We start from the raw sequence: 26,011 nt of genomic DNA on the forward strand, positions 1-26,011 counted from the left end.
CCGCCGCCCGGCGCCGGGTCAGCGCTTCACCAGCGTGACCTGCGCCACGTCGATGCCGCCGCCGCGGAAGCCGCCTTCGCAATACATCAGGTAATAGCGCCACAGATCGACGAAGCGCCCGTCGAACCCCGCTGGCAGGCGGCCTTCCACGGCCGCCGCGTCGAAGGCGATCCGCCAGCGGCGCAGCGTTTCCGCATAATCGAGGCCGAAGCCGGTGCGGTCGCGCCACTCCAGCCCGGCCCGCTCGGCCGCCGCGGCGAAGCGCGATTCGGAGATGAGCAAGCCGCCCGGGAAGATATAGGCCTGGATGAAATCGACGTTGCCGGCGTAGCGCTCGAACACGTCGTCGGCGATGGTGATATACTGGATCGCGGCCCGCCCGCCCGGCCGCAGCGCGCGGGCGATGGCATCCATATAATCCTGCCAGTGCGCCTGCCCGACCGCCTCGACCATCTCGACCGAGGCGACGGCATCGTAGCGGCCTTGGACGTCGCGATAGTCGGTCAGCGTCACCTCGACCGGCTGGCCGGCGGTGACGCGATCCGCCCATGATTTCTGCTCGGCCGAGAGCGTGATGGCATGGACCGCGGCGCCGTAATCGCGGGCCGCAGTGGCGGCGAGACCGCCCCAGCCGCAGCCGATCTCGAGCAGCCTGTCACCGGGCTTCAGCGCCAGCCGGTCGAGCAGGGCGCGCTGCTTGCGGACCTGTGCCACCTCCAGCGGCTCGTCCGCCGCTGCAAAGATCGCGCTGGAATAGCTCATCGTCTGGTCGAGCCAGGCCGCATAGAAGTCGTTGCCGAGATCGTAATGCGCGGCGATGTTGCGGCGCGCGCCCGCGCGGCTGTTGCGCCGGGCGAAATGACGGATGCGGTTGAGCAGCCGGGGCAGCCCGCGCGCGCGCGCCGTGGTGCCGAGCGGCGCGCGATTGCGCATGAACAGGTCGAACAGGGGCACCGGATCGGGGCTCGACCATTCGCGCAGCGACCAGGAGCGATACCAGCCGACCGACCCCGCAAGGATCAGGCGGACGAGCGGCATCCAATTGTGCAGGTGGACGATCGCCACCGGCCCCGGCGCACGCCCGCCGAGCAGGCGCGTGCGCCCGTCGGGCAGGGTCGCCTCGATCGCGCCTTCCGCCAGCCCCGCATCCACCCGGTCGAGCACGCGCTGGAAAGCGGGCGCCACCGCGCGCGCCAGGGGGCCGCCGCCGACGGCGAAGGCGCGGTCGGCGTCGAGCAGGTGACGTCCGCGGGGCGAGCCGACATTCATGCCGCGCCTGATAGGTGCGGCGGCGGACGGTGCAAGAGGGGAGACGCTCGGGGCCGTCAGCCCCGCGCCGCCGCCAGCGCGCGCTCACGCCCCTCGCGGTGGCCGATCAGCGGGCGGGGATAGGCGGCGGGTGCGACGCCCGCGCCATGCGGATCGTGGATCGCGGCGTCGGGCACGTCGGCAAGCTCGGGCACCCAGGCGCGGATATAGGCGGCGGCGTCGAACTTGGCCGACTGGACGAGCGGCGCCATGATCCGGCTGAACGGGCTCGAATCCACGCCCGTGCCCGCGACCCACTGCCAGTTGACCGCATTGTTGCCGAGATCGGCATCGACCAGAGTGTCCCAGAACCAGTCCTGCCCGCGGCGCCAGTCGATCAGCAGGTGCTTCACCAGGAACGAGGCGGCGATCATTCGCACGCGGTTGTGCATCCAGCCGGTCACCCAGAGCTGGCGCATGCCCGCATCGACGATGGGATAGCCCGTGCGGCCCTTCGTCCAGGCGCGATACTCCCGCTTCGCCCCGGCATCGCTGCGCCAGGCGATGCGATCGCCCACCACGCGGCCATGCGCGTCGGCATAATTGGGGATCAGATCGAGAAGGTTGGCAGTGAAATCGCGCCAGCCGAGTTCGCGCAGGAACGGCTCGGCCTCGGGTCCGGCAGCGGCGGCGGTGTGCCAGACGGTGGCCGGGGAAAGCTCGCCCATGTGGAGATAGGGCGACAGGCGCGAGCTGCCCTGCACCGACGGCAGATTGCGGGCGGTGGCATAGGCACCGACACCGGGCATGAAGGCCTCGAGCACGTCACGGGCACCCGCCTCGCCCGGCGTCCAGTCGAAGCCGGTGGCCCAGTCAGGCTTGGTGGGGAGCAGCACCCAATCCTCCAGCCGGTCGGATGCAGCGGAGACCTTTGCGCCGGTGAGATCGGGCACGGGCGACGGCGCGGGCGGCGGCATCCGCTCGGCCAGCGCGCGCCAGAAGGGCGTGAAGATGCGGTAGCGCCCGCCGGTGCGGGTGAGGATGGTGCGTGGATCGGCTAGCCGCGCGCCGTCGTGCAGCATCAGCCGCTCGCCCAGCGCCTTCTCCGCCGCCTGCCACCACGGCTCGTAGTGGGCGAGCGCGTGGATGCGGGCGGCGCCGATCTCGTCCGCCAGCCGCGCCACCTGCTCGGCCGCACGGCCGCGGCGCAGGATCAGCTCCACGCCGCGGGCGGACAGGTCTGCGGCAAGGCTGGCGAGGCTGTGGTGCAGCCACCAGCGCTGCGCGCCGCCGATCGCCCAGCGGCCCGGCGTCTCGTCATCGAGGATGTAGCAGGCGACGACCGGCCCTTCCCCCGCTGCAGCGACGAGCGCGGGTTGATCGGCGAGGCGGAGATCCTGGCGGAACCAGACGAGCGTGGGCGCGGGCATGGCGGCTGAACGGCGGACGGGCACGGAGGTTCAGCGGCGGCCATTCGCCTCGGCACAGGCGATCATGGAGCGGACGTGGCGGCGGGCCACCTCCATCCGGTCCTCGCCATATCCGCCGCCCAGCACGCTTGCGACCGGCACGTCGCCTGCCGCCGCGATGACGAAGCGGTCCCGCGCCGCCAGCCCCGCGTCGCTGAGCGCCAGCCGGCCGAGCCGGTCGTTGCGGTGCGGATCGACGCCGGCCTGGTAGAAGACGAGATCGGGCGCGGTGCGCTCGATCAGCGGCGGCAGATGCTCGGCCAGCACCGCGAGATAGGCGGCGTCGTCCAGCCCGTCGGCGAGCGGCACGTCGAGATCGGATGCGGCTTTCCGCGCGGGGAAGTTCTTTTCCGCATGCATCGAGAAGGTGACGATGTCGCTGCGCCCGGCGGTGAGCGCGGCGGTGCCGTCCCCCTGATGCACGTCGAGATCGACGATGAGGATGCGCCGCACCGTCCGCTCCGCCAGCAGCCGGTTGGCGGCGATGACGAGATCGTTGAACACGCAATAGCCAGCACCCGTGTCGTAGAGCGCATGGTGGCTACCGCCCGCGGCATTGGCGGCGAAGCCATGCTCCAGCGCCAGCCGTGCCGCCAGCCAGCTGCCGCCCGGCGACAGGACCGAGCGGCGGGCGATCCGCTCCACGATCGGGAAGCCGATGCGCCGCTCCTTCTCGCGCGGCACCCGCGTCTCCAGCACCTCGGCGACGTAGGCGGGATCGTGCACCGCCGCCAGCCACGGACGCGGCATCAGATCGGGCGTGTGGACCGTGTGGGCCACGCCGCTTTCACGCAGCGCCTCCATGACGAGGCCGTATTTGTCGAAGCGGAAGCGGCTGTCGGGCGCGGGCGGGCCGACATAATCGGGGTGGTGGACGACGTGCAGCATCGCCCGCGCCAACGCGCGGACGCCACGATCGGTCGCCACCCGCCGCCGCGTGGCGCAGGACGTGCTTGTCGTGCCCCCATGTCTGTTGGCAAGGAGGCAGCGCCTTCGCGACTGCGCCGCCATGCGGGCGCGCGTCACCGATCGGCCAAGGAGAGCGGGATTGAGCGAGCCTTTCGTCCGCGCCGACGTGCGCGCCTTCCTCGACTATATGGCCGCCGCCGGGCGGCCGCCGGTGCAGGAGGCGGGCCATGTCGCCCAGCGTGAGCTGATGCGCGCCACCCGCGACCTGGTGGAGCCGGAGGTGGGCGCGCTGGCGGTGATGCGCGATCTTGCCGCGCCGGGCCCCGCCGGCCCGATCCCGCTGCGCCTGTTCGACGCGCGGGCGGACCGGCTGCCGGGGCCGGTGGTCGTCTTCTTCCACGGCGGCGGCTTCACCATCGGCGATGTCGATTTCTACACGCCGCTCTGCGCGGAGATCGCCCGCGGGCTCGACCTGCCGGTCGTCTCGGTCGAGTATCGGCTGGCGCCCGAACACCCCTTCCCCGCCGCGCCCGACGATTGCGAGGCGGCGGCACGCTGGGTGGCGAGCGGGGCGGCGGAGCTTGGCCTCGGCGTTTCCTCGCTGGTGCTGGCGGGGGACAGTGCGGGCGGCAACCTGACCATCGTCACCGCCATGGCGCTGCGCGATGCGCCCGCCGCGGTGCCGGTGATCGCGCAGTGGCCGATCTACCCGGTGCTGGGGCGCGCCAAGGATCACGGCTCGTTCGAGCAGTTCGGGCAGGACTGGTTCCTGACGATCGAGGCGATGCGCTTCTTCGACCGCTGCTATGCGGCCGATGCGGAGAGCTGGCGCGCGGCCCCTGCCATCGGCCGGTTCGACGGGCTGCCGCCGGCTCTGGTCGTCACCGCCTCGCTCGATCCGCTGCGCGACGAGGGGCGGGCCTATGCCGGCGTGCTGGCGGGCCATGGCATCCCGACCGTGTTCCGCGAAGCGGCGGGCACGATCCACGGCTTCATGACCTTCCGCCGCGCCATCCCGTCCGCCGCGGGTGACCTTGCCGGCTGCCTCGCGGCGCTGAAGCCCATCATCGTCGAGGCGGAGGCCGACCGCGTGATGCGCCAGGCCGCGCGGGCCGGATGACCGAGGCGCGAATGAGCAAGGACCTTCCCTACCGCCCCGCCGTCGGCATCATGCTGCTGAATGCGGAGAACAAGGTGTTCGTCGGCCAGCGGCTCGATACCGCGCTGGAGGCGTGGCAGATGCCGCAGGGCGGGATCGACCGCGGCGAGGATGCCCGCACCGCGGCCTTGCGCGAGCTGGAGGAGGAAACGGGCGTCCTGCCCGATCTGGTCGAGATCGTCGCGCAGGCGAAGCGATCGCTCTTCTACGATCTGCCCGAGGATCTCGCCGGCAAGGTGTGGGGCGGCAAATATCGCGGGCAGGAGCAGATCTGGTTCCTGCTGCGCTTCCTGGGGCGCGACGAGGATGTGCGGATCGAGACCGCGCATCCCGAATTCCGCGCCTGGCGGTGGGCGAGCCCGGCCGAGGTGCTCGACCTGATCGTGCCGTTCAAGCGCGCGCTCTACGCGCAGATCCTCGACGAATTCGCGGAGCAGCTCGGCCGGTGATCTGGCAGGCGCCGAATATCGATCTGCCGCCGGAGCTGCTGCCGCTGCAGGTGGTGGTGGTGGTCGCCGCGCCGGAGATGCCGCCGCTGCTGCTGACCCCGCCCCGCCCGGCCGATGCCCCGCCCGAGCTGCCGCGCACCGTGCGCGACGTGATCGAGGCGGCGATCGATTCGGGCGATCCGGCGGCGGTGGCGGCGGTGGTGAAGTTCGCCCGCGCCTCCAACCCCGAGACGGCGAGCGAGATCGACACGATCCACAAGGCCTATCTCGCGCGCCTTGCCGCCCGCGAGGCGCGCGAGAAGGCGGCCAAGCGCGAGGCACTGGCGGCGGCGGGGCCGCTCGATTTCTGGAAGGGCACGATTGAGGTGGGCGCGACGCGCGCCACCGGCAACAGCGACACGCTCGGGCTCTACGGCTCGCTCGGGCTGACGCGCGAGGGGCTGCTCTGGACGCACAAGCTGGTCGGGCGCATCGACTATCAGCGCACCGACGAGACGACCACCGCGTCGCGCGCGCTGCTCAGCTGGCAGCCGCGGCGGACGCTGGGCGAACGCTTCTACGGCTATGGCCTCGCGCAATATGAGCGGGACCGTTTTCTCGGCTATTCGATGCGCCTGACCGGCGGCGGCGGACTGGGCTACCGGCTCGTCGCGCAGCGCGGCCTGCAGCTCGACCTGGAAGGCGGCCCGGCGCTGCGGCGGACGAACTTCACCGACGAGGCGGAGTTTACCGAGCGGACCCACGCCACCACGCTCGCCGGCCGCGCCTCGCTGGCGCTGCGCTGGAAGGTGTCGCCGACGCTCGACGTGACGCAGGACAGCTCGATCTTCGTCGAGCGCGGCGCCACCAATGCCAGCGCAACAACCGCGCTCGACACGCGGCTGATCGGCGGGCTGAAGGCGCGCATCTCCTACGCGCTGACCTATGAACGCGATGCGCCGGACGGGCGCGAGCCGCTGGACACGCTGGGCCGCGCGACGCTCGTCTACAGCTTCTGAGCCCCTGTCGCGACGCGCGCGGCTCCGCTAACGTCGCTGCGTGACCATTCATCAGCCGATCCTCGACCATGCCGCCGCCGCACCCATGCTGCGCAACATCGAGGCGTGGTGCGCGGTCAACAGCGGGTCGCGCAACCTGGCCGGGCTGGCGCGGATGGCCGATCTGCTGGCGAATGCCTTTGCCGTGCTGCCGGGCAAGCTGGCGCTGGTCGAGGGCGTGCCGGTCGAGGTGATGGATGCGGCCGGCAGCGTCGAGGCGGTGCAGCATGGCCGCAGCATGCACCTGCGCGTGCGGCCGGACGCGCCCGTGCAGCTGCTGCTGACCGGGCATATGGATACGGTGTTCGCGCCCGGTGACGATTTCGACAGGCTCGACTGGCGTGCGCCCGGCGTGCTCGGTGGGCCGGGCGTCGCCGACATGAAGGGCGGGCTGGCGGTGATGCTGGCGGCGCTGCACGCGCTGGAGGCGAGCCCGCTTGCCGGCCGCATCGGCTATGAGGTGGTGGTGAATGCGGACGAGGAGGTCGGCTCGCCCGCCTCCGCACCGCTGATCGCGGCGGCGGCACGCGGCAAGCGTGCGGCCTTGACCTATGAGCCGGCGATGACGCCCGAGGGCATGCTGGCGGGCGCGCGGCCGGGCAGCGGCAATTTCTCTTTCCGCATCACCGGCCGTGCCGCGCATGCCGGCCGCAATCCCGAGGATGGACGCAACGCGCTTGTCGCCGCCGCCGATCTGGCCTTGCGCCTGCATGAGGCGCGCGACGCCGGCCTGTCGGTCAACCCGGCGCGGATCGACGGCGGCGGGCCGAACAATGTCGTGCCGGCGCACGCGGTGCTGCGCGTCAACCTGCGGCCGAAAAGTCTGGACGACCTCGCCCGCGCCGAAGCCCTGATCGCGCGCGAGACGGCGGCGGTGGGGGCGCGGCACGACGTGACGATCGCCGCCCATGGCGGCTTCGGCCGGCCACCCAAGGCCCTCGATCCTGCAGCGGAACGGCTGTTCGAACTGGTGCGCGACTGTGGTGCTGCGCTCGGCCAGCAGATCGGCTGGGCGCCGAGCGGCGGCGTGTGCGACGGCAACAATATCGCGGCGGCGGGCATTCCGGTGGTCGACACGATGGGCGTGCGCGGCGGCGCGATCCACAGCCATGACGAATATCTGATCGTCGAATCGCTCGCCGAACGGGCGATGCTCTCCACCCTCGTCCTCCTCCGTCTGGCCGAGGGCGCATGAGCTTCGTCGTCCGCCCATCGCGCGCCTCCGATCTCGACGCGCTTTATGAAATGGCGAAGCTGACCGGCGGCGGCTTCACCAACCTGCCGCCCGACCGGCGCGCGCTGCGCAACCGGCTGAAGGCATCGGAAGAGGCGTTCGGCAAGAGCGCGGACGTGCCGGGCCCCGACATCTACCTACTCATCCTCGAAAATCTGGAGACGGGCCGCATCGCCGGCACCGCGCAGATCTTCGCGCAGGTGGGGCAGGTCTTTCCCTTCTATTCCTACCGCCTTGGCACGCTGACCCAGCATTCGCGCGAGCTGGAGCGCACCTTCCGGGCGGAGATGCTGACGCTGACCACCGATTACGAGGGCGCGAGCGAGGTGGGCGGGCTGTTCCTCCACCCGCGCGAGCGGGCGGGCGGGCTCGGGCTGCTGCTCGCGCGATCACGCTATCTGTTCATCCGCCAGCACCGCGCCCGCTTTGCCGAGCGGGTCATTGCGGAGCTGCGCGGCGTGATCGACGAGGCGGGCGGATCGCCCTTCTGGGACGGCCTTGCCGGCAAGTTCTTCGGCATGGGCTTCCAGGAGGCGGACGAGTTCAATGCGGTGAACGGCCACCAGTTCATCGCCGACCTGATGCCCAAACACCCCATCTACATCGCGATGCTGCCCGAGGCGGCGCGCCACGTCATCGGCCTGCCCCACCCGAGCGGCCGTGCGGCGATGAAGATGCTGGAGGCGGAGGGTTTCCGCCACGAGGGCTATGTCGACATCTTCGACGGCGGGCCGACCATGGCGGCGCGCACCGACACGATCCGATCGATCGCGGGCGCCACGATCGCGCCCGTCGCGCGGGTGGGCGGCGAAGCGGGTCGGCGCGCACTGGTGGCGACGGGGCGGCTGACCGGTTTCCGCTGCGCCTTTGCCGACCTGTCCGGCGGCGACGTGCTGGAGATCGATGCCGCGGGTGCCGCAGCGCTCGGCGTGCGCGAGGGGGATGAGGTGCTGCATGTCGAGCGGTGAGGGCGTGGCGATGATCCGCGAGATCAATTTCGACGGCATCGTCGGCCCGACGCACAATCTTGCGGGGCTGAGCCTCGGCAATCTTGCCGCCACGCGCAACGCCGGTGCCGTCTCCCGGCCGCGCGCGGCGGCGCTGGAGGGCGTGGCGAAGATGCGCGCCAACCTCGCCCTCGGGCTGGTTCAAGGCGTGTTCATGCCGCAGGCGCGGCCCGCGCTCGGCTGGCTGGCGCAACTGGCGACGACGCCTGAGGAGGCCTCCCCCGCTTTGCTCGCCAATGCGATGTCGGCATCGGCGATGTGGGCGGCCAATGCGGCGACCGTCTCGCCCGCGGCCGACACGGCCGATGGCCGCTGCCACCTGACCGTCGCCAACCTCGCCACCATGCCGCATCGCAGCCATGAGTGGACGGGCACGCTGGCGCAGCTGCGCCTCGCCTTCGCGCGCTCGGCCTTCGCGGTGCACGAGCCGGTGCCGCCGCCCTTCGGCGATGAGGGCGCGGCCAACCACATGCGGCTGGCAGCGGCGCATGATGCGCCGGGGATCGAGCTGTTCGTCTATGGCCAGCGCGGCGGCCCCTACCCGACCCGCCAGCATGTCGAGGCGAGCCGGGCCGTCGCCAGGCGACACCGCCTCGATCCCGCGCGGACGCTGTTCGTCGAGCAGGCGGAGGCGGCGATCGCGGCAGGCGCCTTCCACAACGATGTCGTCGCGGTGGCGGACGGGCTGACGCTGTTCGCGCACGAGCAGGCCTTTGCGGATCGCGACATGCTGCATGATCGCCTGCGCGCGCTGCTGCCGGAGGTACGCATCGTCGAGGTGCCTGCGAACCGCGTCAGCCTGGGCGATGCGATCTCCACCTATCTGTTCAACGCGCAACTGGTGACGCTGCCGCAGGGCGGGCAGGCGCTGATCGTGCCCGCCGAGGCGCGCGAAAATGCGGCGGTGTGGACCTGGCTTGAGGAGATGCTGGCAGGCAACGGCCCCATTCGCCGGATCGAGGTGGTGGACGTGCGCGGATCGATGGCCAATGGCGGCGGCCCCGCCTGCCTGCGCCTGCGCGTCGCGTGCGATCCGGCGACGGTGGATCCCCGCTTCCTCGTCGATGACGCGATCCTCGACGGGATCGAACAGGTCATCGCCGCGACGTGGCCGGAGGAGATCGGGCCGGACGATCTGGGTCGCCCTACCCTGTGGGCAAGCGCCGCTGCGGCGCGACGTGCACTGCTGGAAAGGCTCGATCTGGCGCCGCTGATCTAGCCGCGCTGCGGCGGTTGGCTCAGCGGCGCGCCTGAGCCACGATCGAGTCGAGCACGGCCGGATGAAGCGGCTGCGAGAAGGCGCAGCCGATGCGATAGTTGCGGAACCAGCGCACCTGCGCTTCAAGCGGGGCCAGCGGACCGAATTGCAGCCAGACGATCTGGCCGGGCCGGATGATGTGGACGGTATCCACCTGGAAGCCATGGGTGGACAGATCGTGCACCTCGACCTCGATGGGCTTGGCGCCGCTCTGCCGCAGGCGCGCGACCAGCGTCACCGGCTGGCGCTCGGCGCTCCGCTCAACAATGGTCTCCGGCTCACTCATGCCCACTCTCCCGAGCGGCAATCTTATCGCCTGCGCGGGGTAGCGGAAGCGTTAACGTGTCGCTTTCCCTGGCATTTTCCTGCCCGGCCACCCGGCCGGTCACCCCGTGCGCGCGCGGCGGACCAGCGTGCGCGGCAAAGCGCGCCAGCTGACCCCGTCGGCCTTCATCATCGGCCAGCTGCAATCGGCGCAGCGGCTGAGCTGAAAGCCTTCGCGGTGGCGACCATAAGCGGCGAGCGGCCAGTGTCGGCCGAGGAGGCAGGACAGTGTCATGACCCGCACAATCGGACGAACGGCGGCTTGGTTCCCACCATCCGCGGCGGGCCTGCGGGATGCCGCGACGGGCATCCCGCAGGCCTGGTCCGGTCAGGGCCGGGCGGCGCCGGACCCCGCATCGAGGTGATCCCAGTTCAGGATCGTGTTGAAGCCGAGCATGTAGCTGCCCTGCGTCTGCCAGCGCCAGAAGGGCCGCAGCGCGAACAGCACCATGTGGCCGCGGCCGCTGGGCACGTCGACGACCAGCGGCTTGTTGGTCAGCGCCTCGCCCCCGCTCAGCATGCCGCTGAGGAGAATGTCGCTCGACTTGGCGGGGAAGTTCATCACCACACGCGGGAACTGCGTCGGCTCAGCCCCGCTTGAGCGCGAGGCGGGTGCCGCGGATCCGAAGGGGCTCGGATCGACGGCGGCATTGGCATTCGCCCCGCCCTTCGGCCCGGTCGAATCGGGCCAGGGCGAGATCGGCACGGGCGTGACGTTCGGCGTCACGTTCTGCGCCAGCCGCACGCCCGGGCCATTGGGATCGAAATAGCCCATGCCCGAGCCGCGGCTGATGTTGAGCACCGGCGACTGCGAGAAGTAGATCGGCAGCTGCTTGCCTTCATAGCCGTAGACGATCGGGCTGGTCGTATCGGCAATCAGCCCGCGCATGATCGAGCCCTTGTTGTAGAGCTCCGCCGGCCGTGTGACGGAGACGCCCTGCGTCAGCCCGAAATCGGACAGCATCTCGACCGTCGATCCGTCGGCGATCAGCGTGCCGCCATCCTCGACGAAGCGGCGCAGCGCATCGAGCCCCGCCCCGCCCACGCCGCCGCGAATATCGTCGGCGGAGTCGAGCGCGCCGAGGTTCGGCGTCATCGCGGTCTTCTTGTAGGGGATCGGATCCTTGCCGTTCATCGCCACACCGACGAACTGGTCCTTCGCCGTGTTGGCGACGGTCGGATAGATCAGCACGTCATACTTGCCGCGCAGATTGCCCGCCTTCTTCAGCGTGATGTCGGCGAAGTAATCATATGGGATGCCGTAGGTGTCGAGCGCGGCGCGCCACCAGCCCTCGTCCTGCGTGCGCAGCCAGGAGTGGATGTAGCCGATGCGCGGCACGTTGAGCGCGTGGGTGGCGACCTGCGGCAGCGATGCCATCGCCTCGCCCTGCACGCCCAGCGCCTCGGCGGCACGCGACACCGCCGCACGGTCAGCCGCCGGGATGATGAAGCTGCCCGCGGCATAGCGCTTGCCGCCCGCCTCGAACGGCGTCTCCGCCGCCAGCATGCGCGTGCCCTTCATCCGGAAGCGCAGTGCCATCAGCGCATTGTCGCCGGTATGGTTGAACACGACGACGGGGCCGCTCCCGCTGATCCCGCCGGGCGCACGCGCCTCGGCCGTCAGCGGCGTCAGCGCCTGGTTGAAGACGGCCTGATCCTTGATCGTCTTCAGCTCGACATTGTGCATATACTGCATCGTCCAGCCGGTATCGTCATAGGGCCGGGGATTGCTGGCGGGATAGTTCTGCACGCTCAGATACATGTCGAGCAGCGTGCGATAGGGCTGGTCGGCACGGATGACGTAATCGCCCGCCGCCACTTCGACGCCGCCGGCGGTGAAGCCCTGCGCGGCGGTGCCGATCTCGACGCCCTGCTGGCGCAGCATGTTGACCATGTCGGCGACGTTGCCCGGCGCATGCTGGCGCGCGGGAATGACATAGGCGTTGACCGGGCCGGTGCGGCCGATCTCGATCGCGTTGCGGTTCTTCGCCCAGTAATTCTCCAGATAGGTCGCGCGGTCGCTCGCAACCTTGTGCAGCGCGAACAGAAGCGCCGACTGCTGGATGTTGGTGTTCTGCCGCGGTGCCCAGTCAACCGACGGCAGCGGCGGGTTCGGGCGGAACCACTCCTTGCTGGTGGTCGTCGGCGGCATCTTGAGGCCCTTCTGGATGTCGGGGCCGTAGCTCTGCACTTCGTAGAAGCGGCCGAAGCTGTTGTGCGTGTGCGCGATCCAGAACAGATAATTGGGCACCCAGCCGTCGTAGAAGCCGTAGGTCCACACGCCCGGCACGCCGCGCTTGGTCATCTCCATGACCTCGGTTTCGGCGAGCAGCCACCATTCGTTCGACTGAATGGGATCGAGCGAGTTGTTGTAGGGGCCCGTGCCGGTCGACGTATAGAGATAGGCGACCGATTCATGCAGGTCGTGCAGCACCGTCGGGTGCCAGTCGAGCACGCCCCTGGTGATGTTCTGCGTAAGCTTCAGATACTGGCCGAGGCCGTCGCGATTATTGTCGTGGGCGACATACTTACCCCAGTAGACGAGCGGCGGCTTGGGCTTGCCCGTCTTCTTGCCGTAATAGTAGGTGTCGACCATCTTCTCGCGCCCGTCCACCTCGATGACGGGGGTGATGAAGGTGATCATGTTGTCGCGGATGTTCTTGATGAACGGCGTTTCTTCCACCGCCATGCGGTAGGCCAGCTCAATCAGCATCTCGGGCCCACCCGTCTCGGGCGAGTGGATGCCGCTCGTCACCCAGTAGATCGGCTTGGCCGTCTTGATGATCTCGGCGGCCTGTTGCGCGTTCGTGCGCCGCGGATCGGCGAGTGCCGCCAGCTGCGCCTTATACTGGTCGAGATTGGCCAAAGTCGCCTCGTCCGCGATGGCGATGACGACCTGCTCGCGCCCCTCCTCAGTGGTGCCGAGCGTCATGTACTTCACGCGCTTGGAGGTGCGCGCCAGCTCCTGGTAATAGCGGTTGATGTCCTTGGCGTAGGTCAGCTCGCTCGGCGTGCCGGGAATGCGGCCGAAGAATTTGAGCGGCGACGGCACCGTGTCGGATGCCGGCATGTGATCGGTCAGTTCCGTCTGGAAGCGCCGATCGATCAGATGCTGCTGGATGAGCCGGCCATATTCGGCATCCTGCGGCTGGCTGAGCGTCGCGGTGCCCGACGGCATCGTTACGTTGGTCAGCGGTGCCGCCGCCGGGGCCTGCTGCGCCTGTACCGGCAGCGCGGTCAGGACGGTCGCGGCGAGCGCCGCGGCCGACACGGAAATACGAACGCCCATATTTACCCCTTTGTGAAAGACCGTCCCTATTTCGTCGCCGCCAGCGCGTAGAGCGTGTCGACGTAGAACTTCTCCATCGCCGACAGCCCGAACACCTTGGAGCCGGGCTTCGGATCGATCAGCAGATATTCGTTGGGCGCATGCGCATCGGCGCCGTGGCCGATCGCCAGCGTGACATCCGGAATGCCCAGCGTCTTGGTGAAGACATAGGACGGACGGCTGCCGCCCGAGCGCGGGCTGACATCCACCGGCAGACCATATTTGTTGTAGGTGGCGAGCACCGCCTGGACGAGCGGCGCGGACACGCTGGTCTGCGACGGCGGATAGCCGCTGAGCTGGCGCACCTCGATGTCGCTGAACCCCTTGGCGACGAGATGCGCCTTGATCAGCCGCAGCGACTCCTCGGGGGTCTGGTCGGGCACCAGCCGGCTGTCCAGCTTGGCAAAGGCGCGGTGCGGCAGGATCGTCTTCATCCCCGGCCCGTCATAGCCGCTCGACAGGCCGTCGATGTTGAGCGTGGTATCGAACAGATAGCGCGTCAGCGAGGCGCGCGCGTCCATCTTGTCGTACCAGTGATCGATCGCGAAGCTCTTGCGCGTATTCACCTCGCGCTTGGTCCAGCCGGGCAGCGTGCCGTTGAAGAGGCTCCGCTCCTCCGCATTGGGCTGGCGGATGCTGTCATAGTAACCGGGGACGAGGATGGTGTTGCCATCTGCGGTCGTCAGCGTGGCGAGCGCCTGCGCCAGCCGCCAGGCGGGTGCATCGGTGGTCGCCTTCCAGCTGGAGTGGATCTCCGCCTTCTGCGGGCCGCCGCCGGTGGCGCTGCCCTTCGCCTCCAGCTCGATATAGAGGACGCCCTTGTTGCCGAGCTGCATGGCGACGGCGCCGTCGGCGGGCGACTGGCCGCCGCCCGGATAGATGGACCCCGCCGCCGTCTTCAGCCGGTCGGCATATTTGGCGATCAGCTCGGGGTAATGGATCGAGCCCAGTTCCTCCTCGCACTCGGCGAGGATCATCAGGTTGACGGGCAGCTTGCCACGCGTCGCGATGATCGCCTCGACGGCGTTGAGGAAGGCGCGCTCGGGGCCCTTGGTGTTGGTGGCACCGCGCGCCATCAGCACCTTGCCGAGCGGGTGATCGACCAGCGCGCCGTCGAACGGCTTCACCTGCCAGTCCTTCTCCTCGACCGGCTGGACGTCGAGCATCATGTAGACGGCGAGCGTCTTGGCCGCACCCGCATCATAATAGCCCCAGACGCCGGGGTGGCCGGAGGTCGGCACCACCTCGGCCTCCTTGAAGCCGATCTTCTTCAGGTCGGCCGCGGCGAGCGCCGCCATCTCCTTGATGCCGATATTCTGCGCGCTGACCGAGGGCTGGCGAACCCAGCGCTGGAGATTGGCGACATCCTCCGCCTTGTGCGCGTCGATATAGGCGTAGATGTCCTTGTGATCGCCCTTGTAGGCGGGGATCGACGCCATGGAGAAGGCCGGCCCCTCCGCGATGCGGATGTCGGGCCGGGTGCCCGGGGGCGCGGCGAGCGCGGACGTTGCCAGCATGGTTGCCGCGGCGAACAGCGGCATGGCGGAACGGACGAGCTTGCTCACGACCCCGGTATCTCCCTCGTTGGTTCAGTCTTGCGGCTGCATCGCTCCGCCGCGCTTCAGCACGTCGCCGCCCTTCATCACGAAGCCGACGCGCTGGAGGACGGTGATGTCCGCCAGCGGATCGCCGTCGACCGCGACGATATCGGCGTAGCGGCCCGCCTGGACCGAGCCGATATCCTGCGGCGCGCCGATCAGTTCGGCGGCGTTTCGCGTGCCGGCGAAGATCGCGTCCATCGGCGTCAGCCCCGCCTTGACCAGCAGCGCGAACTCCTCCGCCTTGTTGCGGTCCCCCAGCCCCGTGAAGTCGGTGCCGAGCGCGATCTTCACGCCCGCTTTGTAGGCGCGGCCGGCATTGCCGATCATCGTCGGCGTCACCGCGATCGCCTTTTCCGCGACGGACGGCGGCAGCGCCTGCGGCGTCTTAACCGCCGTCTGGTAGATCCAGTCGGCGACGAGCAGGGTCGGCACGAGGAAGGTGCCGTGCTGCTTCATCAGCTTGTAGCTGGTGGCATCCGCATAGGTGCCGTGATCGACCGAATCGACGCCGGCCTCGACCGCATGGTTGATCGCCTTGTTGCCGTGGACGTGCGCCGCGACCTTCATGCCGAGCTCATGCGCGGTCGAGGTGACGGCGCGCATCTCCTCGTCGGTCATGGTCATGTGGTTGGGATCGTCGCCGATCGAACCGACGCCGCCCGACGGCATGATCTTGATCAGCTGCGCGCCGTCCCGGCGATGCTGGCGGACCTTGCGCTGGGCATCGTCGGCCCCCTCGATGATCGACAGCTCGCGATTTTCGAAATGGACCTCCGAGTTGAAGCCATTCTGCGGGTCCGAGTGGCCGCCCGTCGCCGACAGCGGCTGCATGGCGGACCAGATGCGCGGGCCGACCAGCTGCTTGGCGGCGATCGCCCGGCTGAGCGCCGGCGCCTCGATCGAGCCCGAGCCGCAATCGCGCACGGTGGTGAAGCCCTGCTCGATGTCGCGCTCCGCATTGCGCATCGCGGCGACCACCGCATCCGCCTGGTTCTGGGTGAAGCGGTTGAGCACACTCCAGTCCGGCGTCATCGAGATATGGTCGTGCGTGTCGATGAAGCCCGGTAGCACCGTCTGGCGCGACAGGTCGATCACCTCGGCACCGGCCGGCGTGACGAAGCCGGGCTGCACGCCGACGATCCGCTCGTCCTTGACGATGATCGACACCTGCCGCCTCGGCGTGGCGGAGGCGCCGTCGATCAGCGTGCCGGCATGGATCACCACATCCTTGGCGGCGGCCGGCGCCGCCATCATCAGCGCGGGGGCGGCGAGCAGCGCCGCAAGGGCCGTGCGCAGGCTCATCGCGTCATCCTCCCGCCGGTCTTCAACACTTCGCCACCCTTCATCACGAAATCGACCTTCTGGAGCACGGTGATGTCCGCCAGCGGATCGCCGTCGACTGCGACGATATCGGCATAGCGGCCCGCCTGGACGGTGCCGATGTCCGCGGGCGAGCCGACCAGCGCGGCCGCATTCTTCGAACTGGCGAAGATCGCATCCATCGGCGTCAGCCCCGCCTTGACCAGCAGCGCGAACTCCTCCGCCTTGTTGCGGCCGGAGCTGGCCGACTGATCGGTGCCGAGCGCGATCTTGACGCCCGCCTTGTAGGCGCGGCCGGCATTGCCGATCATCGTCGGGGTAACCGCAATCGCCTTTTCCGCGACGGTCGGCGGCAGCGTCTCGGGCGACTTCACCGCATTCTGGTAGATCGCGTCCGCCACCAGCAACGTCGGCACGAGATAGGTGCCGTGCTGCTTCATCAGCGCGTAGCTTTCGGCATCGGCATAGGTGCCATGCTCGATCGAATCGACACCGGCACGGATGGCGTGATCGATCGCCACCTTGCCGTGCGCGTGCGCCGCAACCTTCAGGCCGAGCTCGTGCGCTTCCTCGATGGCGGCCTTCATCTCCGCGTCGGTCATGACCATGTGGTTGGGATCGTCGCCGATCGAGCCGACACCGCCCGAAGGCATGATCTTGATGACGGTGGCGCCGTTGCGGCGATGCTCGCGCACCTTGCGGCGGGCGTCGTCCGGCCCGTCGATGATCGCACCTTCACGACCGTCGATGTGGATGGCCGGCCCAAGCCCGTTCTGCCGGTCGCTGTGGCCACCCGTCGGGCCCATTGCCTGCAGCGCGGTCCAGAAGCGCGGGCCGACGATCTGCTTGGCGTTGATCGCGCGGATGATCGCGGGCGCGGTCACTTCGCTGGAGCCGAGATCGCGCACGGTGGTGAAGCCGGTCTCGATATCGATCCGCGCATTGGCGGCGGCGGCGATCGTCGCATCGCCCTCGGTCAGAACGAAGCGGTTGAGCGGCTTCCGGCTGCCCGTCGCGGAGATATGGTCGTGCGCGTCGATGAAGCCGGGCAGCACCGTCTTGGTCGACAGGTCGATCACCTCGGCGCCGGCGGGCGTGACGAAACCGTTCTGGATGCCCGTCACCCGCTCGTCGCGGATCAGGATCGACATCTGCCGCTTCGGCGTAGCCGACGCGCCGTCGATCAGCGTGCCTGCGTGGATCACGACGTCCTTGGCGACCGCGGGCGCCGCCGCGGACGCGAGCAGCGCGGCGCCGCAGCCCCAGCGCGCCAACCTCTTTCTAATCATCCCATTTCCCCCAGAGCGACCCGCTTGCCGGACGCGCGGCCACGTCGGGACCTGATACGCCGGCCATGTTTCGTTACAATTCTTGTCCGGACGCAACCGGGCCTGCACGAACCCGATCGTCAGAACCTTGTCAGAAAAAAGGGGCAGGTCGCTGCTGCGGCCTGCCCCTTGTGGCTTAGCGGAACCGGGCGGTTGCCTGGATGCCGATCACCCGTGGCGGCGCGAACTGTGCGAAGTTCGGCCGGATCAGTGCTCCGTTATAGCGCTGCGACAGCTGCGTCGCGCTGGCCTGGCCGTTGGTCAGGTTGGTGAGGCCGAGCTTGTTGAAGACGTTGTTGGCGAAAAGGTAGATACCCCAGCGCCCCTCGTCCTTCTCCAGACCGACGCGCAGACCGACCGTGGCGAAGCCCGGCAGCGTGTAGAGCGCCTCGCCACCCGGCGTGCCGCCCGGGCCGTTCGGATAAGCGGCGGCGTAGCGCGGCAGATCGTAGGTGGTCAGCGACTTGCTGCGATAGGCAAGGTCGGCGTGGTAGATGACCTGCAGGTCGTTCGCCAGCGGCGTCGAGTAATCGGCCGAGCCCTGGATCGTCCACTTCGGCGAATAAGGGATGGTATCCCCGTCGCGACCTGCCGCGACCGTGGCGCAACCGGTGGTGCCGGGCACGAACGGGATCGGGCACTGGGTGATGCCGGCCGGCAGACCCTGGTCACCGCGCAGCTTGGCGTCGATGTAGCTGCCCGACAGACGCAGCGCGAGCCGGTCGACCGGGTAGAAGGAGGTGTCGAGCTCGGCACCGCGGATGCGCGCCGGGCTGGAGCTGTTGGTGATGAAGCCGAAGGCGTTGTTGAAGCTCGCCGAGATCTGCATGTCGTCCCAGTCCATCTGGAACACATCGAAGTTGACGACGACCTTGCGGTCGAACCACGACGTCTTCACGCCGACTTCATAGGCCCACACTTCGTCCGACGTGTAGGTCGACGCGTAGCTCGGCAGGCCGAGCGCCTGGTTGACGCCGCCCGGACGATAGCCCTGCGCCGCCGTTGCGTAGAGCATGAAGTCTCGGTTGAACTTGTAGTTCGCGCCGAACTTCAGGAGCGTGCCGTTCTCGTCGCCGCTCTGCGTGATCTCGCCCTGCCGTGCATTGCCGGCGATGTAGCTGGGCACCAGCACCGCCGCCGTCGTGTCCTTCATATACTTGAAGTAACGGCCGCCCGCCGTGACGCTCAGCGCATCGCTGATATCGTAGGTGAGTTCGGCGAAGCCGGCGATCTGCTCCAGACGGTCGTCGATCGTGCGATCGAGGCCGGTCGTGTTCACGCCGACGACGAAGCCCGCGGGGGTGGCGAAGGCGTTCGGGTAGTTCTGCAGGCCCGTCACCGGGTCCGCCCGCTCCAGAATGGATTCGGTGAAGTTCTTGCGGTTGCTGTGGTAGAAACCGACCGTCCACTTCAGCGCATGCGCGTCGTCGGCGAGGCGGATTTCCTCGGTCGTCGTCTCGCTGGTCTGCGGCTGGAAGGTCGATTGCACGCCCAGGCTGTTGACGTAGGTCTGGTAGCCGGCACCGTTGCAGGTCGTGCCCGTGACATAGCCGGAGGTGCAATCGCTCAGGAAGCGCGCATAGCCGGGGATCGCGGTGGCGGCACCGGTATAGCTCGGCACCAGACCACGCGTCTGGGCAGCCCCGTTCGTCTGATAGCGCGAGAAGAAGTTCGTATAGTCGAAGCTATATTCGAGCAGGCGCTTCGAATAGGAGCCCGTCGCCGTCAGCGTGGCGAAGCCGAAATCCCAGTTCAGCGTGGCGCCGAACAGCTTCAGCTCGTCCGTCTGCGGCTGCTGGATAAGCACCTGCTGGTCGTAGCGCTTTCCGCCGAGCTGACGGTTGGTGTAATTCCAGTCACCGCGCGCACCGTCGCGATTCTGATACACGCCGAGCAGGTCGAGCGTGATGTCCTCGGTCGGTTTGAGCCGCACGGTCAGGCGGCCGCCATAGCTCTCGCTCTTGTTGATGTTCTTCAGGCCGAGCAGGCTGTTGTCGACGTTGCCCGAGCCCTTTTCATAGAAGCCGACGACGCGCGCCGCGATCTTCTCCTCGATGATCGGGATGTTGATCATCGCATTGCCCTGGTAGCCGAGCTTGCCGCCCGCACCGTCGGTGCTGGTGATCTGGCCGTCCACCGCGCCTTCGTAGCGATCCATCTTCGGCTTGGCGAAGATGATGCGGATCGTGCCGCCCATCGAGCTCGCGCCATAGAGCGTGCCCTGCGGGCCGCGCAGCACCTCGGCGCGCTCCACGTCGAACAGGCGCAGGCCCGGCAGCGTGCCGCCGGCATCGTTCGACACGCCGCCCGTGCCGCTCAGCGGAACTTCGTCATAGTAGAGGCCGACCAGCGGCTCACCCGTCGCATAAAGGTTGCGGATGATGACGCGGCTGCCGCCGTTCGATCCCTCGTTGATGACGAGCGACGGCGCGACGCGGCCGAGCGCGTTCGAATCGGTGATGTTCTGGCGGGCCAGCGAGTCGGACGTAACGGCCGAGATCGAGATCGGCGTCTGCTGGATGCTGGTGGCGCGCTTCAGCGCGGTGACGACGATGTCGCCCTGCTGGACCACCTCGCCCTGCGGCGTCGCGGTGCCGTCCGTCGACGGCGGCGCTTCGGTCGTCGGCGTGCTGCCGATGCCACCGATGGACGCGCCCTGCGGCGGTGCCTCGACGTTCTGCGCGTGGAGCGCAGTCGACGCGGCGAGCAGCGAAACCCCCATGAGAACCCGCCCGCGGCGGATGCGTGATGCGATGCCGTAAGTCATTGCCTGGTGACCCCCTAGTTCGCGGAATTCCGATCCCGCCCATAACCGAGGCTCGACAGAGCTTTGCCCTTGCCGAACCTTTTCGTCCCTGCACCGCCCGATGATCTGCGCCCCGGTTGTCACGGATCAGAAACCGAACTGCGCTCGAAGGCAATTCCAAAATTACGTGTCATGCATGAGATTTTCGGCATGCTTGCACTAAAGACACAGCAGCTCGTAGGTGATACGCACTCCCTCTCGTGCAAAAGCGGTTGCAGACGGGAGTCGGCCGGGGCAGGCTAGCCCTCGGGGCCGGTGCCGTTCGGGAAAACGGTGCGCCACGGCCTTTGTCAGGAGGTTGCGTGGGCAGCAAGACCAAGCTCGACAGTTTCGACACGCGCATCCTTCAGATCCTGACCGCAGAAGGCCGGAAAACATGGCGCGATCTGGCCGAGGATATCGGCCTGTCGCTCACGCCCACGCTGCGGCGGGTGCGGCGGCTGGAAAATGACGGCTATATTCTCGGCTATACTGCAAGGCTCGACGAGCGACGGCTGATCGGCGGGATCGAGGCGCTCATATCGGTCACGCTGGAGCGGCAGGCCGAAGAGGCGCTCACCACGTTCGAACGCAGCATCCAGGACGTGCCGGAGGTGACGGACTGCTTCCAGATGACGGGTGACTATGATTATCTGCTGCGCGTGGTGGTCACCGATCTCGATCATTACCAGTCGATGCTGATGGCGCTGGCCCGCATTCCGCGCGTGTCGCGGATCAACTCGAGCTTCATGCTGAAGACCGTGCTGCGGCGGCCGACGCAGGTGGTTTGAACTCCGCGCCTCAGTGCCGCGCGGTTTGCTCGTGCCGTGCCCCACCCGCCTCAGCTATTCGACCATCTTCCTAAATGTAACGCGCGTCGGCGATTTCGGCCGGTTGCGCATTGACCTGCGTACTTTCCAAGCTAGCCTGATCGCGACCGTCACCCGTGACGGTTCAACGGCAAAGCTGGTGGAGAGAGACAGGTGGCAGGTTCGGCGAACGGCGCAGCCGACACGATCGAGTGCGATCTGCTGGTGATTGGCAGCGGTGGCGGCGCACTCACCGCCGCGGTGACGGCACGCAAGGCAGGCCTCGATGTCGTCGTGGTGGAGAAGCAGCCGGTGTTCGGCGGCACCACCGCGACATCCGGCGGCATGTTGTGGATCCCGGGCAACCGCCACTCGGCCGCCCTGCAGGAACGTCTGGGCGAGACCGATACGCTCGACAATGCGCGCAAGTACATCATCGAGGAAGCCGGCAATTATGCGGACATCGACCGGATCGACGCCTATCTGAAATATGGCCCGGAGATGATCGCCTTCCTGGAGGACAATAGCCACGTCCGCTTCGACGCGGCCGAATATCCCGATTACAACATGGACCACCCGAACGCCGCCAAAGTTCGCTCGCTGATCGCGCGCGAATATAATGCGGGCAAGCTCGGCAAGCATCTGCGCGAGCTGAAGAGCGAGCTGCCGCAGATGCTGTTCTTCGGCTTTGCGATCGGCTCGTCGGTGGAGATGAAGCAGTTCTTCCGGGCTGGCCGCTCACCGAAGGCGTTCGCCGCGGTCGCGGGCAAGATGGCGCGGCATGTCGTCGATACGGCGTTGCACGGGGCGCCCCGCCGCGTGGTCCGGGGGCGCGCGCTGATCACCCGGCTGGCGCAGACCCTGTTCGAGCTGAAGGTGCCGATCCTGCTCTCCTCCCCCGCGCGCGAACTGATCGTGACCGATGGCGGCGTGCGCGGCGCTGTCGTCGACACGCCGAACGGCGCACGGCGCATTCTTGCCAGGCGCGGCGTCGTGCTGGGCAGCGGTGGCTTTCCGCATGATGACAAGCGCCGCCAGCAGGCCTACCCCGCCAACGCTTATGATGGCGTCCGCCGCTCCGTCGCCAACCCCGGCAATACGGGCGATGGCGCGCGACTGGCGGAACAGGCCGGCGGTGTGTTCAGCAAGGAGGTGTCGAATGCGGGCGCCTGGATGCCGACCTCTGTCCGCCCCGACGTGGCCGGACCGGCGGGGGTCTGGCCCCATCTGGTCGATCGTCTGAAGCCCGGCTTCATCGCGGTCGGCGCGGATGCGCGGCGCTTCGGCAACGAGTCCGCTGCCTATTCCGCCTTCGTGCCGATGATGCTGGAGGCCGGGGCCAAGCAGCCGATGGCATTCGCCTGGCTGATCGGGGACAAGCGCGCCGTCGACAAGTGGGGGATCGGGCGGGTCCGCCCCAAGCCCATGCCGCGCCGCGGCTTCATCCGCTCAGGCTATCTGATCGAGGCACCGACGCTCGCCGATCTCGCACGCAAGATCGGGCTCGATCCCGAACAGCTCCAGCAGACGGTGATGCGGTTCAACGCGGATGCGCGGCGTGGCGTCGACAGCGAGTTCAATCGCGGCGCCAACGCCTATGACGCCTATCAGGGCGACGACGATTATGATGGCCCCAACCTGTGCCTGGGGCCGCTGGAGAAGGGCCCGTTCTACGCGATCAAGATGTTTCCGGGCGAGATCGGCACCTTCGCCGGCATCCGCACCGATCGTTATGCGCGCGTGGTCCGCGAGGATGGATCACCGCTCGACGGCCTTTATGCAGTCGGCAATGATCAGCTCAACGTGTTCGGCGGCGCCTATCCGGGTGCCGGTGCGACGCTTGGGCCGGGGCTGACCTTCGGCTACGTCGCTGCGCGCCATGCGGCGGGCCTGATCGGCGAGGAGGCGCGGTAGAGGTCAGCGGACGGGATCGCTCCCGTCCCACTCGCGGGCGGCGGCGCGCATCGCGGCGAAGCGCTGCGCCGTCGCCTCCGGCACCTGCATCACCTCGATCATCGTGCCGGGCCCGCCACCCGTATCCGCATAGAAGACGCCGCCACCGGGATAGTCCGCTTCCTGCGCGATGGTCATGCCAAGGTCGAGGCAGTGGCGGCGGGCGGCGGCGATGTCGTCCACCGCGGTGCACAGATGGTGCACGCCCTCCTGCCCTGCCGCCCGCCACTCGGTGTAGATGGACGGCGCGTCATTATGCTGTTCGATCAGCTCGATCTGCACATCGCCCCAGTAAGCGAGGTAGATGGTGAAGTCCGGATCGGTGGGCTGTCCGCGGTAGCGGCAATTGGCCATGCGGATGTTGGCAAGGCGGAAGAAGGGCCCGACACGCATACGCTGCGTCCAGAAATCGAGTGCGGCCGGCAGGTCCGTCGGCACGTAAGCGATCTGGAAGATCGATCCGAGGGGATGGGCAGCGGTCAGCATCGCGGTTCTCCGGAAAACAGCTACACGCTATAGTTTTGGGAGGGAGGTGCCAATGCCGCGAATCGATCATGCCGCAGAACTGCGCGCGCTTGTCGCGGTGCGTGGTCATCCGTTCGACCGCACCGCGTTCGATCGCCTGTTCGAGGGCATGGCCGGCATCAGCGCGACGATGGTGGATCAGCCTGCCGCCGCGCTGCTGATGACGCCTGAAGGGATGGCCGACTTCGACGTGCTCGTGCTCTACGACATGCCGGGCGTGGATTTCGCCGCAGCGGAGGATAGACCGGGCCTGCTGCAGCCATCTGCCGCTCTCAAGGACGGCATGCGGCGCCTGCTGGGCGCGGGCAAGGGCGTCGTCGCGCTCCACCATGCGCTCGCGGGGTGGCCCACCTGGGACGAATATGGCGACTGGCTGGGCGGCCGCTTCCTCTACAAGCCGGGCCTCGTTCGCGGGGAGCCAAGGCCGGATTCGGGCTATCGCCACGACATCACCCACACGCTCCGCCCCGTCGCGCCTCATCCGGTGACGGCGGGCTTGCCGGACAGCTTCACGCTGACCGACGAACTCTATCTGGCGGAAACGTTCGAGAGCGACATCATCCCGCTGCTCCGCTCCGACCATGCGTTCGACGATCGCGGCTTCTGGTCGGCAGCGGCGGCGGTGAACGGGCGCATGTTCGACAATGAGGGCTGGGTGCACCCGCCGGGGTCGAACATCGTCGGCTGGGTCAAGCGCGCGCTCGCCAGCCCGCTCGTCTATCTCCAGCCCGGTGACGGGCCGAGCGTGTATGACGATCCGAATTACCGCCGGCTGGTGGAAAATGCGATCCGCTGGGCCGCCTCGCCGGAGGCGCTCGACTGGGCGCGCTCAGGCTGAAGGCGGCATCGCCGCGGCGATGGCCCGGCGCATCGCCGGCCGGCCGATGGTGAACAGCAGGGCGGCAAGTCCGGTGGTCAGCCCGGCGAACAAGGCCATGGATTCTCCGAGCGCCGCCTCGTCGCCGAACAGCTTGTCGGTGAAGGTGGCGACGATGATCGGGCCCAGGATCGTGCCGACGATCGACACGCCGACCATGTAGACGGCCGAGGCCTTGCCACGCAGTTGCGCCGGCGTCGCGATCTGCAGGGCGGCGGGGCCGATGCTGGCGAACGCCATCAGGCAGAAATAAGCGACGCTGTAGAGCACGAGCATGAGCGCGCCGCTCTCCACCAGGTAAGCGGCCACGCCGCATGGCAAAGCGAGCGCGCACATCACCGCGAAGTAGGTCAGGTGCGCATCGCGCCGCCCCGTCGCGAACAGCCGGTCGACCGCCCAGCCATGCACCGCCAGCCCGATCAGCGCCGATCCCACCTGCGCGATGCCGATCCAGTAGCCGATGGTCGACAATTCCCAGCCATGGTGCCGCGACAGGAAGGTGGCGTTCCACGATTGCAGACCGACGACGAAGGCCATGATGAGCGCGAAGCCGAGCCCGTGCGCCGCGTAGAAGAGCGGGAAGCGGCGATAATGGCGGAACAGATCACCGAAGCCCGTGGTCGATTGCCGGGTCGCCTTGCGGGCGAGGTGCTGCTGCGATTCCGGGATGGTGAAGACCAAAGGTGCGAGCAACAGGCCCGGCAGACCGGTGATGACGAAGGCGAGCTGCCAACCGGACAGCGTGCCGAACAGCGGCAGATCGATCGGCGGCGATGCCGTGACCCACGCGATCACCGCTCCGCCCAGCAGGAAGGACATGCCGCTGCCGAGATTGCCGCCCATGACGAACAGCGACAGCGGCAGCGACAGCTTATTCGGCGGGTAAAGCTCGCTCAGCATGGCATAGGCCGTCGGGTTGATCGACGCCTCGCACCCGCCCACGCCGGCACGCGCGGCGAACAGCCCCCCGAAGCTGCGCGTCAGGCCCGAACAGACCGCCGCGATGCTCCAGCCGATGATCCCGCCGAACAGGATCATGCGCCGGCTGTAGCGATCGACCAGCCAGCCCATGACCGGGCTGAGCAGCATGAAGAACAGGCCGAAGGCGAGGCCCTGGATCAGGGAGATCTGCAGGTCGGTCAGCTTCATGTCCGCCTTGATCAGCGGCACGAGCAGCGCGGCGATCTGCCGGTCGAGCGTGCCGAACCAGTAGAGCAGGGTCAGCACCGCGGTGGCGCGCCAGGCCCCGTCCGCAATCGGCACATGCTCGCTCTGGGCCAAGCTGCCCGCAAGCTCGAGCGAGGTCTGCGCATCGCTGGCCATCTGCCATTCCTCTACAAAAGCGCACGCGCTATTATTTTGTTGATCGCTAATCGATCCGCACGCAAAAG

The 26,011-nt window shown here is 68.3% G+C and carries 21 protein-coding genes; 9 read left to right on the top strand and 12 right to left on the bottom strand.

Annotation, left to right across the window (positions count from 1 at the left end; all coding sequences use genetic code 11):
* Positions 1 to 18 precede the first annotated feature (18 nt).
* The 3 genes from BM360_RS16635 to BM360_RS16645 are packed head-to-tail and all read right to left on the bottom strand — an operon-like array spanning position 19 to position 3,605.
* On the bottom strand, positions 19 to 1,269 hold the full coding sequence (locus BM360_RS16635) for an SAM-dependent methyltransferase (protein WP_093316267.1): 1,251 nt from the start codon (positions 1,267 to 1,269) through the stop codon (positions 19 to 21).
* A 56-nt stretch (positions 1,270 to 1,325) separates the two neighbouring features.
* Entirely contained in the window at positions 1,326 to 2,678 is a 1,353-nt protein-coding gene (locus BM360_RS16640; protein WP_093316268.1) for a cryptochrome/photolyase family protein, read from the bottom strand.
* A gap of 30 nt (positions 2,679 to 2,708) precedes the next feature.
* Entirely contained in the window at positions 2,709 to 3,605 is an 897-nt protein-coding gene (locus BM360_RS16645; RefSeq protein ID WP_093316270.1) for a histone deacetylase family protein, read from the bottom strand.
* 160 nt (positions 3,606 to 3,765) lie between these two features.
* Between BM360_RS16645 and BM360_RS16650 the strand changes: the two genes are divergently transcribed.
* From BM360_RS16650 to BM360_RS16675, 6 genes are all read left to right on the top strand, one after another.
* On the top strand, positions 3,766 to 4,746 hold the full coding sequence (locus BM360_RS16650; protein WP_242653542.1) for an alpha/beta hydrolase: 981 nt from the start codon (positions 3,766 to 3,768) through the stop codon (positions 4,744 to 4,746).
* An 11-nt stretch (positions 4,747 to 4,757) separates the two neighbouring features.
* On the top strand, positions 4,758 to 5,234 hold the full coding sequence (locus BM360_RS16655) for an RNA pyrophosphohydrolase (protein ID WP_093316274.1): 477 nt from the start codon (positions 4,758 to 4,760) through the stop codon (positions 5,232 to 5,234).
* Positions 5,231 to 6,232 (top strand): DUF481 domain-containing protein, encoded by a 1,002-nt coding sequence (locus BM360_RS16660; protein ID WP_093316276.1) that lies wholly within the window; start codon positions 5,231 to 5,233, stop codon positions 6,230 to 6,232. Before BM360_RS16655 ends, BM360_RS16660 begins: the two co-directional genes overlap by 4 nt.
* 85 nt (positions 6,233 to 6,317) lie before the next feature.
* The gene (locus BM360_RS16665; protein ID WP_242653579.1) at positions 6,318 to 7,466 is read left to right on the top strand and encodes a hydrolase; all 1,149 of its coding nucleotides are present in this window, start codon (positions 6,318 to 6,320) and stop codon (positions 7,464 to 7,466) included.
* Positions 7,463 to 8,473: an arginine N-succinyltransferase gene (locus BM360_RS16670; protein WP_093316278.1), complete on the top strand. Its 1,011-nt coding sequence runs from the start codon at positions 7,463 to 7,465 to the stop codon at positions 8,471 to 8,473. The genes BM360_RS16665 and BM360_RS16670 overlap by 4 nt, the downstream gene beginning before the upstream one ends.
* 10 nt (positions 8,474 to 8,483) lie before the next feature.
* Positions 8,484 to 9,731 (top strand): N-succinylarginine dihydrolase, encoded by a 1,248-nt coding sequence (locus tag BM360_RS16675; RefSeq protein ID WP_093317375.1) that lies wholly within the window; start codon positions 8,484 to 8,486, stop codon positions 9,729 to 9,731.
* Between the two features lie 19 nt (positions 9,732 to 9,750).
* On the opposite strand, the gene BM360_RS16680 is transcribed toward BM360_RS16675, so the two are convergent.
* The 7 genes from BM360_RS16680 to BM360_RS16705 form a co-directional block, all read right to left on the bottom strand.
* A complete protein-coding gene (locus tag BM360_RS16680; protein WP_093316280.1) occupies positions 9,751 to 10,056 on the bottom strand; it encodes a PilZ domain-containing protein in 306 nt (101 codons plus the stop codon).
* 99 nt (positions 10,057 to 10,155) lie between these two features.
* Entirely contained in the window at positions 10,156 to 10,329 is a 174-nt protein-coding gene (locus tag BM360_RS19660) for a hypothetical protein (RefSeq protein ID WP_165611334.1), read from the bottom strand.
* A 93-nt stretch (positions 10,330 to 10,422) separates the two neighbouring features.
* Positions 10,423 to 13,383 (bottom strand): M14 family zinc carboxypeptidase, encoded by a 2,961-nt coding sequence (locus tag BM360_RS16685; protein ID WP_207544632.1) that lies wholly within the window; start codon positions 13,381 to 13,383, stop codon positions 10,423 to 10,425.
* Between the two features lie 26 nt (positions 13,384 to 13,409).
* On the bottom strand, positions 13,410 to 14,987 hold the full coding sequence (locus BM360_RS16690; RefSeq protein WP_242653543.1) for a M20/M25/M40 family metallo-hydrolase: 1,578 nt from the start codon (positions 14,985 to 14,987) through the stop codon (positions 13,410 to 13,412).
* A 24-nt stretch (positions 14,988 to 15,011) separates the two neighbouring features.
* On the bottom strand, positions 15,012 to 16,325 hold the full coding sequence (locus tag BM360_RS16695) for an amidohydrolase family protein (RefSeq protein WP_093316284.1): 1,314 nt from the start codon (positions 16,323 to 16,325) through the stop codon (positions 15,012 to 15,014).
* Complete coding sequence (locus BM360_RS16700) at positions 16,322 to 17,632, bottom strand: metal-dependent hydrolase family protein (RefSeq protein ID WP_093316286.1); 1,311 nt, start codon at positions 17,630 to 17,632, stop codon at positions 16,322 to 16,324. Before BM360_RS16700 ends, BM360_RS16695 begins: the two co-directional genes overlap by 4 nt.
* A gap of 175 nt (positions 17,633 to 17,807) precedes the next feature.
* Positions 17,808 to 20,393, bottom strand: coding sequence for a TonB-dependent receptor (locus BM360_RS16705; protein WP_165611335.1), 2,586 nt, complete (start codon positions 20,391 to 20,393; stop codon positions 17,808 to 17,810).
* Positions 20,394 to 20,779: 386 nt separating this feature from the next.
* Between BM360_RS16705 and BM360_RS16710 the strand changes: the two genes are divergently transcribed.
* Complete coding sequence (locus BM360_RS16710) at positions 20,780 to 21,247, top strand: Lrp/AsnC family transcriptional regulator (protein ID WP_093316290.1); 468 nt, start codon at positions 20,780 to 20,782, stop codon at positions 21,245 to 21,247.
* Positions 21,248 to 21,439: 192 nt separating this feature from the next.
* The gene (locus tag BM360_RS16715) at positions 21,440 to 23,179 is read left to right on the top strand and encodes an FAD-dependent oxidoreductase (RefSeq protein ID WP_242653545.1); all 1,740 of its coding nucleotides are present in this window, start codon (positions 21,440 to 21,442) and stop codon (positions 23,177 to 23,179) included.
* Positions 23,180 to 23,182: 3 nt separating this feature from the next.
* Here the strand turns inward: BM360_RS16715 and BM360_RS16720 are convergent, their stop codons facing one another.
* Positions 23,183 to 23,704 carry a VOC family protein gene (locus BM360_RS16720; RefSeq protein WP_093316292.1) on the bottom strand — a complete coding sequence of 174 codons (522 nt, stop codon included), beginning with the start codon at positions 23,702 to 23,704 and terminating at the stop codon, positions 23,183 to 23,185.
* A 52-nt stretch (positions 23,705 to 23,756) separates the two neighbouring features.
* On the opposite strand from BM360_RS16720, the gene BM360_RS16725 reads away from it, so the two are divergent.
* Positions 23,757 to 24,581 carry a ThuA domain-containing protein gene (locus BM360_RS16725; protein WP_093316294.1) on the top strand — a complete coding sequence of 275 codons (825 nt, stop codon included), beginning with the start codon at positions 23,757 to 23,759 and terminating at the stop codon, positions 24,579 to 24,581.
* On the opposite strand, the gene BM360_RS19665 is transcribed toward BM360_RS16725, so the two are convergent.
* On the bottom strand, positions 24,573 to 25,943 hold the full coding sequence (locus BM360_RS19665) for an MFS transporter (protein WP_165611336.1): 1,371 nt from the start codon (positions 25,941 to 25,943) through the stop codon (positions 24,573 to 24,575). The genes BM360_RS16725 and BM360_RS19665 overlap by 9 nt on opposite strands.
* Positions 25,944 to 26,011 lie beyond the last annotated feature (68 nt).

The organism is Sphingomonas jatrophae (genome assembly GCF_900113315.1).
In the GTDB taxonomy this organism is placed as follows: domain Bacteria; phylum Pseudomonadota; class Alphaproteobacteria; order Sphingomonadales; family Sphingomonadaceae; genus Sphingomonas_P; species Sphingomonas_P jatrophae.